General features: G+C 64.2%; 17 protein-coding genes. 3 read left to right on the forward strand and 14 right to left on the reverse strand.

All coding sequences use genetic code 11. The annotated features are described in order from the left end of the window. Positions 1–17: 17 nt before the first annotated feature. The 5 genes from NLN62_RS07360 to NLN62_RS07380 all read right to left on the reverse strand — a co-directional run bounded on the left by NLN62_RS07360 (position 18) and on the right by NLN62_RS07380 (position 6,062). Positions 18–725 (reverse strand): fumarylacetoacetate hydrolase family protein, encoded by a 708-nt coding sequence (locus NLN62_RS07360; RefSeq protein ID WP_254108202.1) that lies wholly within the window; start codon positions 723–725, stop codon positions 18–20. After that, entirely contained in the window at positions 718–1,776 is a 1,059-nt protein-coding gene (gene gtdA / locus NLN62_RS07365) for a gentisate 1,2-dioxygenase (RefSeq protein WP_371933106.1), read from the reverse strand. Before gtdA ends, NLN62_RS07360 begins: the two co-directional genes overlap by 8 nt. A 32-nt stretch (positions 1,777–1,808) precedes the next feature. After that, positions 1,809–3,164, reverse strand: a complete 1,356-nt coding sequence (locus tag NLN62_RS07370; protein ID WP_254108204.1) for an MFS transporter — start codon at positions 3,162–3,164, stop codon at positions 1,809–1,811. Positions 3,165–3,239: 75 nt separating this feature from the next. Further along, entirely contained in the window at positions 3,240–4,892 is a 1,653-nt protein-coding gene (locus NLN62_RS07375; RefSeq protein WP_254108205.1) for a benzoate-CoA ligase family protein, read from the reverse strand. A gap of 21 nt (positions 4,893–4,913) precedes the next feature. Further along, positions 4,914–6,062 carry an FAD-dependent monooxygenase gene (locus NLN62_RS07380; protein WP_254108206.1) on the reverse strand — a complete coding sequence of 383 codons (1,149 nt, stop codon included), beginning with the start codon at positions 6,060–6,062 and terminating at the stop codon, positions 4,914–4,916. 170 nt (positions 6,063–6,232) lie between these two features. Here NLN62_RS07380 and NLN62_RS07385 point away from each other — a divergent pair, with 170 nt between their 5' ends. The 3 genes from NLN62_RS07385 to NLN62_RS07395 all read left to right on the forward strand — a co-directional run bounded on the left by NLN62_RS07385 (position 6,233) and on the right by NLN62_RS07395 (position 8,509). Further along, on the forward strand, positions 6,233–6,631 hold the full coding sequence (locus tag NLN62_RS07385) for a thioesterase family protein (protein WP_254108208.1): 399 nt from the start codon (positions 6,233–6,235) through the stop codon (positions 6,629–6,631). Continuing rightward, positions 6,628–7,476 carry an IclR family transcriptional regulator gene (locus tag NLN62_RS07390; protein WP_027526254.1) on the forward strand — a complete coding sequence of 283 codons (849 nt, stop codon included), beginning with the start codon at positions 6,628–6,630 and terminating at the stop codon, positions 7,474–7,476. The genes NLN62_RS07385 and NLN62_RS07390 overlap by 4 nt, the downstream gene beginning before the upstream one ends. Positions 7,477–7,924: 448 nt before the next feature. Further along, positions 7,925–8,509 (forward strand): hypothetical protein, encoded by a 585-nt coding sequence (locus tag NLN62_RS07395; protein WP_084801660.1) that lies wholly within the window; start codon positions 7,925–7,927, stop codon positions 8,507–8,509. Positions 8,510–8,560: 51 nt separating this feature from the next. On the opposite strand, the gene NLN62_RS07400 is transcribed toward NLN62_RS07395, so the two are convergent. From NLN62_RS07400 to NLN62_RS07440, 9 genes are all read right to left on the reverse strand, one after another. Further along, on the reverse strand, positions 8,561–9,463 hold the full coding sequence (locus NLN62_RS07400; RefSeq protein ID WP_254108210.1) for an N-acetylmuramic acid 6-phosphate etherase: 903 nt from the start codon (positions 9,461–9,463) through the stop codon (positions 8,561–8,563). Between the two features lie 363 nt (positions 9,464–9,826). Next, positions 9,827–10,810 (reverse strand): dihydroxyacetone kinase subunit DhaK, encoded by a 984-nt coding sequence (gene dhaK / locus NLN62_RS07405; protein ID WP_027526251.1) that lies wholly within the window; start codon positions 10,808–10,810, stop codon positions 9,827–9,829. Positions 10,811–10,834: 24 nt separating this feature from the next. Next, complete coding sequence (locus NLN62_RS07410) at positions 10,835–11,260, reverse strand: hypothetical protein (RefSeq protein ID WP_027526250.1); 426 nt, start codon at positions 11,258–11,260, stop codon at positions 10,835–10,837. Continuing rightward, positions 11,257–12,867, reverse strand: a complete 1,611-nt coding sequence (gene ptsP / locus NLN62_RS07415; RefSeq protein ID WP_254108211.1) for a phosphoenolpyruvate--protein phosphotransferase — start codon at positions 12,865–12,867, stop codon at positions 11,257–11,259. Before ptsP ends, NLN62_RS07410 begins: the two co-directional genes overlap by 4 nt. Position 12,868: 1 nt before the next feature. Then, complete coding sequence (locus tag NLN62_RS07420) at positions 12,869–13,177, reverse strand: HPr family phosphocarrier protein (RefSeq protein WP_063621770.1); 309 nt, start codon at positions 13,175–13,177, stop codon at positions 12,869–12,871. Positions 13,178–13,211: 34 nt separating this feature from the next. Continuing rightward, complete coding sequence (gene dhaM, locus NLN62_RS07425; RefSeq protein WP_027526247.1) at positions 13,212–13,604, reverse strand: dihydroxyacetone kinase phosphoryl donor subunit DhaM; 393 nt, start codon at positions 13,602–13,604, stop codon at positions 13,212–13,214. After that, complete coding sequence (gene dhaL / locus NLN62_RS07430) at positions 13,601–14,224, reverse strand: dihydroxyacetone kinase subunit DhaL (RefSeq protein WP_027526246.1); 624 nt, start codon at positions 14,222–14,224, stop codon at positions 13,601–13,603. Before dhaL ends, dhaM begins: the two co-directional genes overlap by 4 nt. Before the next feature lie 10 nt (positions 14,225–14,234). Next, positions 14,235–15,260 (reverse strand): ABC transporter ATP-binding protein, encoded by a 1,026-nt coding sequence (locus NLN62_RS07435; protein ID WP_254108212.1) that lies wholly within the window; start codon positions 15,258–15,260, stop codon positions 14,235–14,237. After that, complete coding sequence (locus NLN62_RS07440; protein WP_254108213.1) at positions 15,253–16,350, reverse strand: ABC transporter ATP-binding protein; 1,098 nt, start codon at positions 16,348–16,350, stop codon at positions 15,253–15,255. The genes NLN62_RS07435 and NLN62_RS07440 overlap by 8 nt, the downstream gene beginning before the upstream one ends. Positions 16,351–16,359 lie beyond the last annotated feature (9 nt).

Below are 16,359 nucleotides of genomic sequence, written 5' to 3' on the forward strand. Positions count from 1 at the left end.
GCAAAGAGTCTAGGTTGCTATTCGACACCTATCCTGATTTCGCCCAGCCCGTCGATTCCTCCCGTCATCACCTGGCCCCGCTGCACGGGGCCGACGCCTTCCGGCGTGCCCGTCATGATGATGTCGCCGGGTTTGAGCGCCATCGACTGCGAGCAGATCGAGATGATGTCCGGCACGGGCCAGATCAGCTTTGAGATGTCGGAGTCCTGCTTGAGCGCGCCGTTGACGGCAAGCCAGATGCGCCCGGCGTTTGGATGGCCGACCTCCGAGACCGGTCGCAGCGGGGCGATCGGCGCCGAGAGATCGAAACCCTTGCCCCAGTCCCAGGGCCGGCCCTGCTCGCGGGCCTGAAGCTGCAGGTCGCGGCGCGTCAGATCGATGCCGACGCCGTAGCCCCAGACATGATCGAGCGCGCGCGCGACGGGAATGTCCGTGCCGCCCTGGCCGATCGCGACGATCAGCTCGATTTCGTAGTGGAAGTTGCTGGTCTGCGGCGGATAGGGAACCGTCGTCCCGTCGTCCACGACCGTGTCCGCGGGCTTCATGAAGAAGAACGGCGGCTCGCGATCGGGATCGCGTCCCATCTCGCGTGCGTGCGCCGCGTAGTTGCGGCCGACACAGATGATCCGGCGCAGCGGAAAGCGCGCCGCCACATCGTGGACCGCGACCGAGGCGTGCGGCGGCGGCGGCAGAACGAAATCGGAGTGAGTATTGGCGTTAAGCATTGCCGCGGTCCTCCCGGAAAAGATGCAGGGCTTCCTGAATGGGGCGATCGGAATAGGAGAAGATCACGGCGTCGCCGTCGATCGCCTCGTGACGTGCGCGATGCCAGGAGGGTACGACGAAGATGTCGCGCTTGCCCCACTCGACCACGATGTCCTCGCCGGATCGCGACGAGATGACGCTGCGGCCCCTGCCCTCGATCGGCACGAACACGGTCGCGTCCGTCGAACGGTAGGCCGCGGTCGCAAAATCCTTTGGCAGGAGCTGGATGAAGGTCGCCATGGTGGCCATGGCGTGATTGCCCGTGATCGGGTTGGTGTAGCGCATCTTGAGACCGTGGCAGGGGTCCCAGGCGGCGGCGCGTCGCAAGCGCTCGAGCGACTCGCGGGTTCGTGCATAGGGATAGTTGAACACCGGCGAGGTGCCGCCGCCTCCCCTGTGATCGACGGGAAGCAGGTTGTGGCCATAGCGAGCGTCGCTGTCGCCGATGGGACGGATAATCGGCTGCTCGTCGACGTCGAGATGTTCGGCGAAGGACGCATCCAGCATCTGAATGACGGGAATATCGAGACCGTCCAGCCAGAACACCGGATTGGGGCTGGGGTTGCCGTGATCGTGCCAGGCCCAAGGCGGCGTGATGATGAAATCGCCTTCGTGCAGGATGGTGCGTTCGCCGTTCACCGCCGTGTAGGCGCCCTCGCCTTCGAGGATGAACCGCAGCGCGGATTGCGTATGGCGGTGGGCCGGCGCAACCTCACCCGGCATGACGAGCTGCACACCGGCATAGAGGTCCGTCGTGATTTTCGACTGGCCGCGAAGACCGGGATTTTCGAGGACCAGGACCCTCCGCTCCGCCTCCTTGGCGGTAATGAGACTTCCGGCCTCGAGCATATAGGCGCGGATCTCATCAAAGCGCCAGGATGCGGGGCGACACGCGCTTCTCGGTTCGGGCGTGACGAGATCGGCCAGTGACAGCCACAGGGCCGTCAGGTTCCTCTTGTCGATCTTGTCGTAGAAGGCCCGTCGCTCCGGCGTATCGGCGGTCGGGGCCATGATCGAATGTTGGGACATTGTCTGTCTCGCTGTTAATGATGAAGTGTCGCGGTCGACGACACGAGCGCAAGCGCCGGCTCTCGTCTGCGAAGCGCGATCACCGCCAGTCCCGCCAGCATTGCCGGCACCGCCGCCGTCAAGACGACGGACTGCGCAGTCCATCCGAAGCCGAGCAGCACGCCGCCTGCGACCGGGCCGATGATCGAGCCGATGCGGCCCACGCCCAACGCCCAGCCCACACCGGTGGATCGGATCTCAGTCGGATAGAGGCTGGCCGCGAGCGCGTTCATGCCGATCTGCGCACCCACCACCCCGAACCCGGCGAGGAAGGTCGAGATCATCAGCGTCCACACATTGGCGGACCCGAATGCGATGCCCGCAATGAAGAGCGCCGAAGCGGAGTAGGCGCCGCCGAGCACCAGATACGGATCGAGCCGGTCGACGAAGCGGCCGAGAACGACCGCGCCGACGACCCCTCCGGCGTTCAGCACCGCCGTCGAGAGGATCGCGATGTTGAGCGGCAGCCCGCTCGCCTTGAGCAGCGAGGGCATCCAGTTTACCAGGAAGTACATGACGAGCAGGTTCATGAAGAACGCGATCCAGAGGAGCACCGTCATGGATGCGCGGCCTTCCCCGAGAAGCTTCGTCACCGGAAATCCGGATGCTTTCGAACCATGCATGACATAGCGGCTCACCGCAGTCGGGGAGATGGTCGGATCGAGCCTGGCGACGAGACGCCCTATTCTTTCGTCTGCAACGTCGCGTGTCATCAGATAGCGGATCGACTCGGGCAGCCAGATCAACAGCACGATCAGGGTGACGAGAGGAAGCACGCCGCCCACGACGAAGACCGCCTGCCAGCCGAGCGCACCGATCAAAGGCGCACTGATCACGCCGCCGATCGTCGACCCCAGCGGAAAGCCGCAGAACATGATGGCGATGAGCAGCGCACGCATCCGCTTCGGCGCGTATTCGCTGGTCAGAGCGATGATGTTGGGCATCGCACCGCCGAGGCCAAGGCCCGTCAGAAAGCGGTAGACCAGGAGCTCGTTCAGCGTGGTCGCGCGCGCGGTGACGAGCGCGAAGATGCCGAACAGCAGCACCGAGAGCAGGATCACGCCTTTTCGACCGAAGCGATCCGCCGCCGGGCTCAGGACGAAAGCACCGACCGTGAGGCCGGCGAGGCCCGCACCGAAGATCGGGCCGAAGCCGGCCATGGCGATCCCCCATTGCTCGGCAATGACGGGCGCGACATAGGCGATCGCCTGAGTGTCGAAACCGTCGAGCAGGGCGATCCACGCGCAAAGAACGAGGATCAGAAGCTGGAGGCGTCCGAACCGCGCCTCTTCGATGACCTCGGTAACGTCTACAATATTCGCAGCGGACATCACGAACTCCAGTGAGCTTGTGTTTCTAAGCCGGTGACAGTTCAAGTATGTGAGAAGGCGGAGCTGGCTGCTTGGTCAGGCGCCCAACGGGGCGCTACGCAGCTTCTGCCGATCGATCTTGCCCGTTCCCGTCTTCGGCAAATCGGACCAGTATTCGATCAGGCGTGGATATTTGTAGGGGAGCAGTTTCGATTTGACGTGATCCTGCAGCTCACGCGTCAACGACTCGCTCGGCGTATGACCGTCCTGAAGGATCACAAATGCCTTCGTGGTCATGCGGCGATCGGGAAGCTCGAGGCCAAGGACCGCGCATTCCCGGACCGCGGGATGATCCGACAGGCAGAGCTCGATCTCGACCGGGTAGATCCACTGCCCGCTCACCTTGATGAGATCGTCGACGCGACCGACGAAGGTGAAGAAGCCGTCGGCATCCTCGACCAGCCTGTCGCCGGTCCAGATCCACCCCTCCTCGCGCATGGTCTGTTCGGTCTTGTCGGGCCTGTTCCAGTAGCACGGCGCGTTGGAGTGACCGCGGACCCACATCACGCCTTCTTCGCCTTGCGCGACGGGCTCTCCTTCGGGCGTGGTCAGTCGGATCTCGTATCCCGGAACGCGCTTGCCGGCGGTCCCGGTCTTCCTGCGTTCGCGCGTGTTCGAGAGATAGATGTGCAGCACCTCGGTCGATCCGAGTCCTTCGACGATCTCGAGCCCGAAGCGTCGTCGCCAGTCGTTGAAGATATCCTGCGACAGCACTTCGGCAGCCGACAGGCACAAGCGCACGCTCGACAGGTCGGCAGTTTCGATGCGAGGATGATGCAGCAACGCGTTGTAGAGCGTCGGCAGGCCGAAGAAGAGGGTCGGCTTGAACCGCTCGATCATGTCCAGGACAGCGCCTGGCTCGGGCCGCCCGGCGAGCAGGACCGTGCTGGCGCCGACCGAGAACGGGAACGTGATCGAATTGCCGAAGCCGTAGGCGAAGAAGATCTTCGGCACCGAGAAACAGATGTCGTTCTCTTCGATTCCCAGGATGTGACGCCCGAAACTATCAGCCGTGTAGGCCATGTCGTGCTGGAGATGCACGATGCCTTTCGGCCGGCCGGTACTGCCCGAGCTGTACATCCAGAACGCCATGTCGTCACGACGCGTGGGTGCTGCGTCCAGCTCTTCGGGAAACTGGGCAAACCATTGGTCGCCATTCAGAACCTTGATCGAGGACGGCTCGCACGCGGCATCGCCATTGACGACGACCAGCGCGCGCAGCCGCGTTCCCGCGACCGTCTCCTGGTCGAACAGGGCAGCATATTCGGCGTCGACGACCGCCGCCGGCGCAGCCGAGTCCTGAAGGTAGAAGCCGATGAGGTCCTTGGGCGACAACGTATTGATCAGCATCGGCACGAAGCCGGCACGGATCGCGCCAAAGAACACCGCAGGGTAAGCGGCCGTGTCGTTCAGCAGGAGGAGCACGCGCTCACCGGCGGCAAGCCCGAGCGATTTGAGCGCGTTTCCGCATTTGGCGGCCTTGACACACAGCTCGGCATAGCTGGTGTTGCCGGTCGCGGCAAAGATCGCGACCTTATCGGCACGACCCGCCCCGAGATTGTCGAAGAGGATTTCGCTGGCGTTGTAGCGCTCGGCGATTTCAAACCCGATCTCCTGTGCGCCCGGCGCATTGTCGGGCACTTGGTCCACGATCGCGTCCGCGAGTACCTGGCCGATTCCGTTCGTCATGGAAGCGCTCCTCATCATCGCTTACGTGCTTGGGACCAATGAACTGGCGTCGTAGCGCGCCATGAAGCGCGGCGACATCGCGCGGAGCTGATTGTCGTCGATCCGCCCCGAACGGGTGATGTAGCTGTAGCCGAAATCCAGCGGCTTTAGCTTCATGTGCTCGGCAAAGCGCTCGTACCAGGCCGCGCTCGTCCTTGCCGCTTTGACCAGCTTCTCCACCACCGGGCGGCGCAGAGCCTCGTAGACTTCCAGCGTGCGGCGGAGATCGTTCGGTTCACTGTCCAGCGCATTGACGAGGGCGATGACGTCCTCGAGCGCCAGGCGCGTGCCCGATCCGATCGAGAAGTGCGCGGTGTGAAGCGCGTCACCCACGAGCACCATGTTGCGGTGTGACCAGCGATCGTTCCACAGCCACGGGAAATTCCGCCAGATCGACTTGTTGTTGACGAGCGGATGCCCTTCGAGCGTGTCGGCGAACACCTTCTCGCAAAGAGTCCTGCTCTCTTCCTCGGTCTTCTCCGCAAAACCGGCGCGCAGCCACGTTGCGCGATCGCACTCGACGATGAACGTGCTCATCGTCGGCGAGTAACGGTAATGATGGGCGTTGAAGCTGCCGAACTCGGTTTCGACGAAGGTCTGGGTCAGCGTCTCGAAGCGCTTGGTGGTGCCGTACCAGGCGAACTTGTTGTCGTCATATGAAAGGGACGTCTTGAAGTCGCCTTCGTAGCTCCTTCGAACCAGCGAGTTCACGCCGTCGGCAGCAACGATCAGATCGTATCCCGCGAGCTCGTCGACCGAGCGCACGACGGTGCCGAAGTGCAGATTCGCGCCGGCGGATCGGGCACGCTCAGTCAATTGCGTGATGAAATCGAGCCGTCCGACCGCGGAGAAGCCGACGCCGTCGAGCGCGACGCGCTCGCCGCGATGAACGAGCGTGATATCGCGCCACGTCTCCATGCGCGCCGATACAGCTTCGGCCGTTTCCGGATCATCGGCGCGAAGGAAGTCGAGCGCCTTGTCGGAGAAGACGACGCCAAACCCCCAGGTCGCACCTTCCGGATTCTGCTCGAAGACGTCGACGCGGGTGTCGGGGTGCCGACGCTTCCACAAGTAGGCGAAATACAGCCCCGCAGGACCGCCCCCCATCACAGCAATGCGACCGAGCCGCATGACCTTCCCTTCCCTGTTGGTTTGCTTGCCGTTTTCTTATTGCGTATTATGCAATCAATTTCTCAATATGCAATATATTTTTTGCGCAGTGAGGAAACATTTTTCTTATAGGGAATGAAGCCGCCGAAGCTAAGCTTCGGACCGGCGTCGTGCGACAGGAGGGTTTTCGGATGTTTGAGACAGCTTTCACGATCGAGTGGGGCGATTGCGACGAAGCCGGAATCGGGTTTTATCCCAACTACTTCTATTGGTTTGACTGCACTTATCAGCGCTGGCTGCGTAAGCACGGTTTGAGCCAGCGGGAGCTCAAGCGCCGCTTCAAAAGCGTCACGCCGCTCGTCAATGTCGGCGCCCAGTTTGTCGGACCTGCCCGCTACGACGATGAGCTGGTGGTCCGCGCTGAAATCGCCGAGTGGCGAGAGCGAAAGTTTCGAATCGACTACAAGCTGTCGGTCGGAAACATGCAGATTGCGAGCGGCTTCGAACAGCGCGCCTGGTCCTCTGTCACGGACACGGGCGAACTCCGCGGCGCCAGCGTGCCGCAAGAGTTCAGGGAATTGCTGAAATGAAACGGACGCCTCCGAAAGACACTGGCGAAGAGAGCGGCGGGACGGCTCCCGGCGGTATCCAGGCTCTCGACGCCGCGCTTTCGGTCCTGCGAGTCCTGCGATCCTTTGACGGGCCGGCGACACTGTCGGATATCGCGCGCGAAGCCGGGATGCCACCGAGCAAGGTGCATCGCTACCTGGCGAGCTTCATTCATGCGGGACTTGCCGTGCAGAAGGAGCGCTCCGGCCGGTACGACCTCGGCCGCGAAGCCGCGGAGTTGGGCGTTGCGGCCATCAGCCGGAACAACTTCGTCGTCCGCGCCTCCGACGAGCTCGAGGAATTGGCCGCGACGACGGGCCAGGCTGCGCTGCTGGCCGTCTGGAGCCACAATGGCCCGACCGTGGTCCGAATGGAGAGAGGTCCCCATCTGACGACCACGTCGATCGGTCTCGGCAGCACGTTTCCCTTGCTGGACTCCGCGACCGGACGCGTCTTCTTGTCTTACCTGCCGTCCCCACAACTGGCCGGGCGGCTGCAAAACGAACTCGAGCGTGCCGCGTCAGTCGGCGTCAGCTGGCCGGATCTCAATCCCAACCCGGAAAGCGTCGAGGCATTGACGACGAAAATCCGGCGCGAGCGGATTGCCTATGTCGATGGACGCTACATTCCGGGACTGAGCGCGATCTCATCCGCGATCACGAACTGGCAAGGCGAGATCGAGGTCGCCGTGACCTTGTTCGGCACGCACAGGGACTTGCTGCAGCCTGATAGTCCCGCGCGAGGCGCCTTGATCGATTTTGCCGCCCGTCATTCGATCGTGCCGCCGGCCCAACTCGGCAATTCGAGCGGCGTGCCAGAGCGATAGCTGGCGCGTGCGCCTTGGCTGACAACCTGAATTCACGAGCAAGCTCGGCCCCACACAGCCGCCGTCGCCTCCAATTGACACGGGCCTTGCTTATCGGCACGGTTTACGTCCGTGAAACATGCGGGAACGAGTTGCCGATTCGGCGGCGTCGGCACGCAAACCGCAGCGTCGCAACACGACCCTCGGGGCACTCAAGCCGCATCGGCGCAGCTGCTGAAGTTGACAGATGGCTCCATCGAGAACGGATATCGGCCGGCTTGATCTGCGAATGGAGCGTGATCCGTTGCACGCCGCCGCTCGTCCTCCACCGGAGGATCATGTTCCAGAGGACCAGGAGCTGGGGTCAGGCACCGGGCAAAGTAGCAGAGCACCCGCGGTTCACCCGGCCCACGAGGCCTCTGCCGTGTCGTCCGTGCACTTCGGTTCCGGGGGCGATGAGGCGGGAGACATGACCGCCTTTGCCAGATGGGTGGGGCGAGCACGCAGCATCTGGCGTGGCCATGTCCTGCGCGATCAGGCCCCCGAGGCGACGAGGCCGTCGGGAGGAAATGTCGAGCGCTGGTTGCTCGCATTGTTGAGCGTCCTCGTGATCGTCAGCTGCGTTTGCGTGACCATCGTCTTCACGCAGGTCACGTCGCTCAAAGCAGAGATCACAACGCTGCAACGCGAGATCATCGCGCTCAAGCTGCACGTCGCCAGGCTCGATCAGATCGCCAACGAGGCACGTGACAGGCAAAGCAGCGAAACACCCAAGCCAGCGGCGGAGCCCCGTCCTGACCAGGGCTTGCTCATCCTCTCGCGCGAAGAGATTCAGCTGATCAGAGACTTTATCAAGCCTGCCCCGATTGCGCCGTCCGCGACTGAGCCGATCAAGGTCGGCGATCCCGTCGCGGGAGAAACCATCCCCTTTCCTTCTCCGATCACGGACAAGGTGCGGAAACTGCTTGGCGCCAGATTTACCATTCGCAACGGCGTCATCGCCGTTACCCGGAACGGTAGCCGCCAGGTTGACGCCGTGATCGGGCCCAATTGACGAGGGGCGGACTTCGGGGCTGCTGCGGTGAGTATGCCGCCTGCCGCGCCCTCACCCCAGATCATCAAACACGCGACGAAGATTGCCCTTGTGGCCGGCGAGAAGGTTCGCCGCTTCCGTCTTGTCGTATCCGAGCACGACGAGCGCGGCCAGCTTGATGTCGCCGCCGGTCTCTTCCAGGGCAGAGGCAGCTTGCGCTTCGCTGCAACCTGTGATGTGGGCGACCATCGCCTCGGCACGGCGCTTCAGCTTCGCGTTCGTGGGCAGCATGTTGACCATCATGCCGCGGTAGACGCGACCAAGACGCAGCATGATGCCGGTCGACATCAGGTTGAGGACGATCTTCTGGGCCGTGCCGGCCTTCATCCGCGTCGAACCGGCGATGAGCTCGGGCCCGGTCTCGACGAGGACCGGATATTTCGCGGCTGCAAGCAGCGGGGCCTGGCGATTATTGGCGATGCCGACGGTCACGGCCTGGTATCGGCCGGCCTGGCGCAATGCGGTTACGGTGAACGGGGTCGTGCCGCTCGCCGCAACCGCGATGACAACGTCGTGTGACGACAGCCTTGCGGCATCGATCTGGGCGATTGCGTCATCGACGTCGTCTTCCGCGCCTTCGACGCTGGTGACAAACGCGCTCTCTCCGCCGGCGATGATGAAGTGAACCCGCTGTTGAGGCCACGCGAAGGTAGGCGTCAGCTCGGCGCCGTCCTGGATGGCCACCCTGCCGGACGTTCCTGCGCCGACATAGACCAGGCGCCCGTCATCTCCGAGGGCCTCTGCCGCGGCAGCCGTCGCCGCGGCGAGCGCGGGAAGACACTGGCCGACGGCCGCGACGGCCGCGAGCTGACCTTCCCACATCGCTTCCAATGCCGCGGTCCCCGACCAAGCGTCCAAATCCGTGAAGCGGGGATCGACGGCTTCAGTTGCATTGGCGCGATCCGTTCGTTTCATGGGCTCGTACCACCGTAGCGTGACGCTGAGTTGCCAGTAGCCGGCCTGACGCTAGCCAAGGGCAGGTCGCCGTTCATCGCATCCTTGGGAATGCCAGCGCGACCGGCAAACTAACATGGATCCTGGTACATGGGTTCCAGTTCGGTAGACGCAACCGGCCGCGCAGGCAGTCCGATCGAGCTCCCAACAAAAATCTAAAAAAACACGGAAAATTGAGTCGCGAGCGTTTCGCAAAAAAATGCCGTGCCTGATGGCACGGCCAGTTTCAGGGAGCAAACCGGCGCGATGGACAGCCCGCTAGCGGGGCCGGCATTCTATCGCGGCGGAGTTCAGGATCGCTCAGTGGTCCATATCAGGCGAGGCTCACCATTTGAGGGCTGCGGTGCGGACCGGGTGGTCCCACAGCGCCGTCGTCTCGGCATCGAGCAGGCTCAACGTGAGCGAACAGCCGGCCATGTCGAGCGAGGTGACGTAGCTGCCGACCAGCGAGCGGGTGATGCGCAGGCCGCGCTTCTCGAGCAGCTTTCGCGCCGCCTGGTACATCAGATAGAGCTCGATCGTGGGTGTGCCGCCGAAGCCGTTGACGAGCAGGAGCGCCTCGGCCCCCTCCCGTGCGTCGAGATCCTCCGCGATGGCCGTCGTCATCTCGAAGGCGATGGCGTCGGCCCGCTCCAGCTTGACGCGGCGGCGCCCGGGCTCGCCGTGAATGCCGACGCCCATCTCCATCTCGTCCTCGGCGAGCGCGAAAGTCGGCCCGCCCGCGGCCGGGACGGTGCAGCTCGTCAGCGCCACGCCCATCGAGCGCGTTTTCGCATTGACGCGCTCGCCGAGCGCAACGCAGCCGGCGAGATCAAGGCCCTTCTCAGCGGCCGCGCCAACGATCTTCTCGACGATCAGCGTCCCGGCGACGCCACGGCGGCCGATGCTGTGGGTAGAGTTCTCAACCGCGACGTCATCATCCGTCACGATGGTCGCAATCCGGCCTTCGGCGATCTCCGCCGCCATCTCGAAATTCATGCGGTCACCGGCATAATTCTTCACGATGAACAGCACGCCGGCGTCACCAGCGACAGCCTGGGCAGCCTCGACGATCTGGTCCGGCGTCGGCGACGTGAAGACCTGCCCCGGACAGGCGGCGTCGAGCATGCCATAGCCGACGAAGCCGGCATGCAGCGGCTCGTGCCCGCTGCCGCCGCCCGAGACCAGCGCCACCTTTTTCGGGTTGAGCTCACGGCGGCGCACGAATTTGCGTTCGGATCCCAGCGTCACGAGATCGGCATGCGCCGCGGCAAACCCGTCCAGGCTCTCGGCCAGGACGTCGTCGACGGAATTGATGAACTTCTTCATGCGACCCTCCCCATCACTTATGCCTCATTCTTTTTCCTGCATGATGGCAATCAGTCGGCGCGCGAACTCCTGGAGCAGCGCGTCGAGCTGAGCATTCCGCTTGCCGCTGCCGAGATCGGGCAGATGCAGCGTCAAGGTCCGCTCGTGCGGTCCCTCGGTCAGCCGGCTGATCCTGCGCGGATGGGCGCGCGCATAGGCGCGCAGAAAGGCTGCCTTCGCCTGCGGAGGAAAGTGGCAGACGTCGAAGATCGTGTTGAGATGCTGCACCGGGATCGGCACCGGATAGGCCGGATTGGAGATCTGGCTGACGAAGCTCCGGTTCTTTCCCATGGCATGGGCGAGCCGCAGCCGCATCCCCGAGGGGCGCTTGTCCAGCACCTCCTTGAAAATGCGCTTGTAGACGGCAACGGCACCGGCTTCCGCCGGTTCATCGACAACGGCGTCAGTCAAGTCCCACCTCCGCTGCCCAGACGATCGATCGTTTGCTTGATCTGCGCAAGCGCCGAAACATTCACCGAGAGCTCGCGCAGCCCGCAATCGAGCAGCGCAGGAATGCAGCGCGGATCGCTCGCCATGTCGCCGCACAGGCTCACGGGAATTCCGGCGCGCCGGCCGTGCTCCGCGGTCCGCGTGATCAGTTCGAGAACAGCGGGATGCAAGGGATCCACCAGGGGTGCGAGAGCTCCATTTGAGCGGTCGCAGGCAAGGACGTATTGCGCAAGGTCGTTCGACCCGATCGAGAAGAAGGCGCTCTTGAAACTGGCGATCGAAAGCGCCGCCGCGGGCACCTCGACCATGATTCCGAGGTCGGGAAGCATCGCGGCAGTGCCTTTCGCCTGCAAGTCCTGCACGATGTCGGCAAACAGCTTTCGAGCCGCCTCGACCTCGTGGGCCGAGGTGACCATCGGGAACATGACCTTGAGATTTCCGCGCACCGCCGCACGCGCCAGAGCGCGGAGCTGGACCGCAAAGATCTCGGGCCGAGCCAGACAAAGACGAAGGCCGCGTACGCCGAGGAAGGGGTTTGCCTCGCCATCCGGCGTGAAGCCCGGCACCGGCTTGTCGCCGCCTGCGTCAAAGGTGCGGATCGTCACCGGACGCCGCTCGGCCCAGCGCAGGACCTGGTCGTAGACCTGAAACTGCGTCTCCTCGTCAGGCAGGCCGCGCTCCGAAAGCAGAAACTCGGTGCGCATCAGGCCGACGCCGTCGGCATATTGCGCATCCGGATAGTCGAGGTCCTCGACGCGCTGGATGTTGATGAGGAGCTTGATCCGATCGCCGCGCCAGGACGCCGCCGGCCGCCGCAGGATGGCTCGCGCAGAAGCCCTGCTCTTGCGGTGGATCTCCCGCCGCTTCTCGAACAGGCCGATCTGCTCGATGCTGGGATCGAGCTCGAGCGTTGCGCCCTCGCCGTCGAGCAGCGCCGTGCTGCCTGCCGGGACCGCGCCGAGTTGCACCACCATCGGTATGCCGCGGGCGCGCGCCAGCATCGCGACGTGGCTCGTCGGACTGCCGCGCAGCAGCGCCAGGCCACCGCCATCGGACCAGTCGATCTCGAGGAAGCGCGAAGGCGGCAGATCGTCGGCGCAGACCACCGCACCGCTCGGAATTCTCAACGCATGGCCTTCGCCGCCGCGCAAGATGTTCAACACACGATCGCGAAGGTCGGCAAGATCCGAGCTGCGCGCCTTCAGATATTCGTCCGGCGCCGAATTATAGTCCGCGATCTGCTCGTCGAGCACCGCGCGCCAGGCGGCGTCCGCGGGTTCGCCTTCGCCGATCGCCGCGAGGATCGCGCTGACCAGATCCTCGTCCTCCAGCAGCGCGACCTGGAATTCCAGGATTTGCGCGGCTTCGCCGCCGGCGATTGCGGCGAGCTCGGCGATCTGCCGGCTCGCGGTATCGATCGCACTTCGCAGCGCAAGCGCTTCATCGACCAGGGTGCCGGCGACCCGTTCGCCGTTCGCGCCCGCGTCGACCCGGACGAACGGGCCCTGGGCAAAACCGATCGAGGCGGTTCTGCCGCGGTAGGCCAGTCGTGAAGCGCTGTCTCGCATGTTAAGCGGTCCCATCCGGAAAATCGGTCGCGATCAGATCGATCAGCGCGGCGACGGCAGCTTCCGCATCACTGCCCAGCGCCTTGATCTCGATGATGCTGCCGTGGGCGGCGCGCATCGCCATGATCTTGGCCACGCTCTTGGCATTGATCCACTCGGCCGCGCCGGCAACGCGGACCGATATCTGCGCCTCGAACTTCTTGGCGAGCTTGGTCAGCTTGACCGCCGGACGCGCATGCATGCCGACCGCGTGCACCAGCTGCACGTTGCCCGTGAAGATCTGTCCGTTCACATTTGAGGTTTCCAGCATCGTCATATTCCATCTTCGCTTCGCCGAACTGTTGTCAGTCGGCAGAGAGTTCCTCGGCCACGGCCCGCACCTCGGCCAGCGAGCTGCCGCCCGCGGCTTCAGTCGCCGCCATCACGGCGCCTTCGACGATCGGTGCGTTGCAGACGACAACAAGATCACGCCGCTCGGGGTCCAGCATTTCGACCGCCATTTCGCTGTTGGTCTCGGCGCCGCCGAGATCGACGAGAATCGCAACACCCTTCGGCGACCAGGCGTCATTGATGGCATCGACGATCAGGGCGACGCTGGTCCCCAGTCCGCCCTCGGGGTTGCCGCCGCAGAAGGCGACCTTGACCTCGCTGCCGACCATCTGCCGCACCATGTCGGCGGTGCCTTTGGCGATGTCCTTGGAATGCGAGACGATCACGATGCTCACGGTGTCGTTCATGGCCGCCCCTCCAGGCTCGCGCACACCGCTTGCAGAAGGACGCAGCTCGACCGTGCACCGGGATCGACATGTCCGACACTGCGAGGTCCGAGGAACGACGCGCGTCCCTTGGTCGCCTGCATCGGCGCAGTCCGCTCGGCGGCTTCGGCGGCCGTGGTGCGAATGCGCTCGACGATGTCGGGCCGCCCGGCATCCGTCTTCAACGCCTCCAGGACGGGAACGAGCACGTCGAGCATGGTCTTCTCGCCGGCGTGCGAGCGGCCGCGCTTGCTCACGGCGTCGACCCCACTTGCGAAGACTTCGGCGAGATCGTCCGGCAGATGCTTGTCATGCGACAGCGCTTCGCCGGCGGCAAGGAAGAAGCTGCCGTAGAGCGGCCCCGAGGCACCGCCGACGGTCATCACCAGCGTCTTGCCGATCGTCTTCAGCGCCTCGTCGAACGGCTGCGCGGAGATCGCATCGAGCTTGCCGAGCACGGCCTCGAAACCGCGCTTCATGTTCGTGCCGTGATCGCCGTCGCCGATCGCCTGATCCAGCGTCGTGAGCTCCGGCGCGCTGGCGATGACCTGTTCGGCGGCCACCTTGAGCAGCGACTTGAATGTCTCGGGTTGCAGCGACATTGAATTATCCTCAGTGAACCATGGCGTTGATGCGTTGCCCGACGCCGTCGAAGTAAAGCGGATGCTTCAGGTGCAATTCAACCTCCTGACCGACCTGGAGCGGCTGGCGCGGGTCCGCAAGCGTCACCAGCGTCTGGCCCTTGTAGTTCAGGTGTACGTGATTCTGCTCACCCAGGTGCTCGACCCGATGCACGCGGCCGATCAACCGCCCCCCATTTCGCGCGGCGATCTGCAGATGCTCGGTGCGGATGCCAATGGTCTCGGTCCCGGGTGGAAGGACGATCTCCGAAGCAAGGCGTGCCGGAAGAAGGTTGATCTGGGGCGTGCCGAGCCGTGACGCGACGTACGTACTGGACGGGCTCTCGTAGATCTCCCGCGGCGTGCCGAGCTGGAGAAGCTGGCCGTCCTTGATCACGCCGATGCGCGTGGCCATGGTCATGGCTTCCACCTGATCGTGCGTCACATAGAGTATGGTTGCACCGAGCTCGACCTGGATCCGCTTGAGCTCCAGGCGAAGCTCGGCGCGCAGCTTCGCATCCAGCGACGACAGCGGCTCGTCCATCAGGTAGATCGACGGATCCCGCACCAGGGCGCGTCCGATGGCGACCCGCTGCATCTCGCCGCCGGACAGGCGGGTGGCGCGATTGTTCAGCTTGCTGGCGATATGCAGGAGCTCCGCGGTCTGTTCGACGCGCTGGCGGATGACCGGTTCCGGAACGCGCCGCGCCGGCGAGCGCAGCGGAAACGCCAGATTGTCGTAAACCGACAGATGCGGATAGAGCGAATATTGCTGGAAGACGAACGCGATGTCGCGCGACCCCGGAGGATCGAGCGTGACGTCGCGGCCGTTGATCATGACCGAGCCCGAATCGGGTTGTTCGAGCCCGGTGATCAGCCGTAGCGTCGTGGTCTTGCCGGCGCCGCTCGGGCCGAGCAGGACGAGAAACTCGCCGTCGTTGACCGCAAGCGACAATTCGCGCACGGCCTCGACCGCACCAAAACGCTTGCTGATGTTACGCAGAATGACGTCAGCCATGGCGAGAGCCTCCCCCGTTCGCGGTGCGGATCGCAAGGCCGCTGCCGGCATCGAACAGCGCCAGCCGTTCGGAGTGGAATTCGAGACCGACCGTCTCGCCGATCCGCACCGGCGTGGCGGACGGCAGCCGGGCCGCAACGCGCCCATGCGCGGTGTCGACGGTGACGATCTGGTTGGTGCCGAGATATTCCGCGCCGAACACCTCGCCACGAACCGGCGCAGCATCGGTGAAACGGATGTGCTCCGGACGCACGCCGAGCACCAGCGGGGCGCTGGCACGGTCCTCGCGGATCTCCGGCACGGCAATGTCGGTGTCATGGAAACTGACCGCGCGGTCGCCGCAATGCAGGCCGCCCTCAAAGCGCAGGAAGTTCATCGACGGTGAGCCGATGAAGTCGGCAACGAACATGCTCGCGGGCCGATCATAGATCTCCTGCGGCGAGCTGATCTGCTCGACGCGTCCCTTGTTCATGACTGCGATCTGGTCCGCCATCGACATCGCCTCGAGCTGGTCGTGCGTCACGTAGATCGTGGTCGCGCCGATGCGATCGTGGAGATCACGGAGCTCGCCGCACATCAGATGGCGAAACTCGGCATCGAGGGCTCCGAGCGGCTCGTCCATCAGGAACGCCTTCGGCCGCCGCACCATCGCCCGGCCGAGGGCCACGCGCTGGCGGTCACCGCCCGACAGCTTTGACGTCTTGCTCGACAACAGATGCTCGATCCGCAGCAACCGCGCCGTCTCCTCGACGCGCTGACGGATTTCGCGGCGGCCCATGCCCTGGCACTTCAGGGGGAAGCCGATGTTTCCGGCGACGTTCATGTGCGGATAAAGCGCGAAGAGCTGGAACACGAAGGCGATGTCGCGGGCGGATGCACGCTCGAAGGTGACGTCCTCGCCGTCGAGCAGGATCTTGCCCTCGGTCGGCAGCTCGAGGCCGGCGATCATGCGCAGCGTCGTCGTCTTGCCGCAGCCGGAGGGGCCGAGCATCGCAAAGAAGGTGCCGTCGTCGATGGTGAAGTTCGAGCCTTCGACGGCGGTGAACTGATCGAACGACTTGCGCAGGTTTTCAACGCGGATCTGTGCCATCTCTGCCGC

This window comes from Bradyrhizobium sp. CCGUVB23 (genome assembly GCF_024199885.1).
Lineage (GTDB): Bacteria > Pseudomonadota > Alphaproteobacteria > Rhizobiales > Xanthobacteraceae > Bradyrhizobium.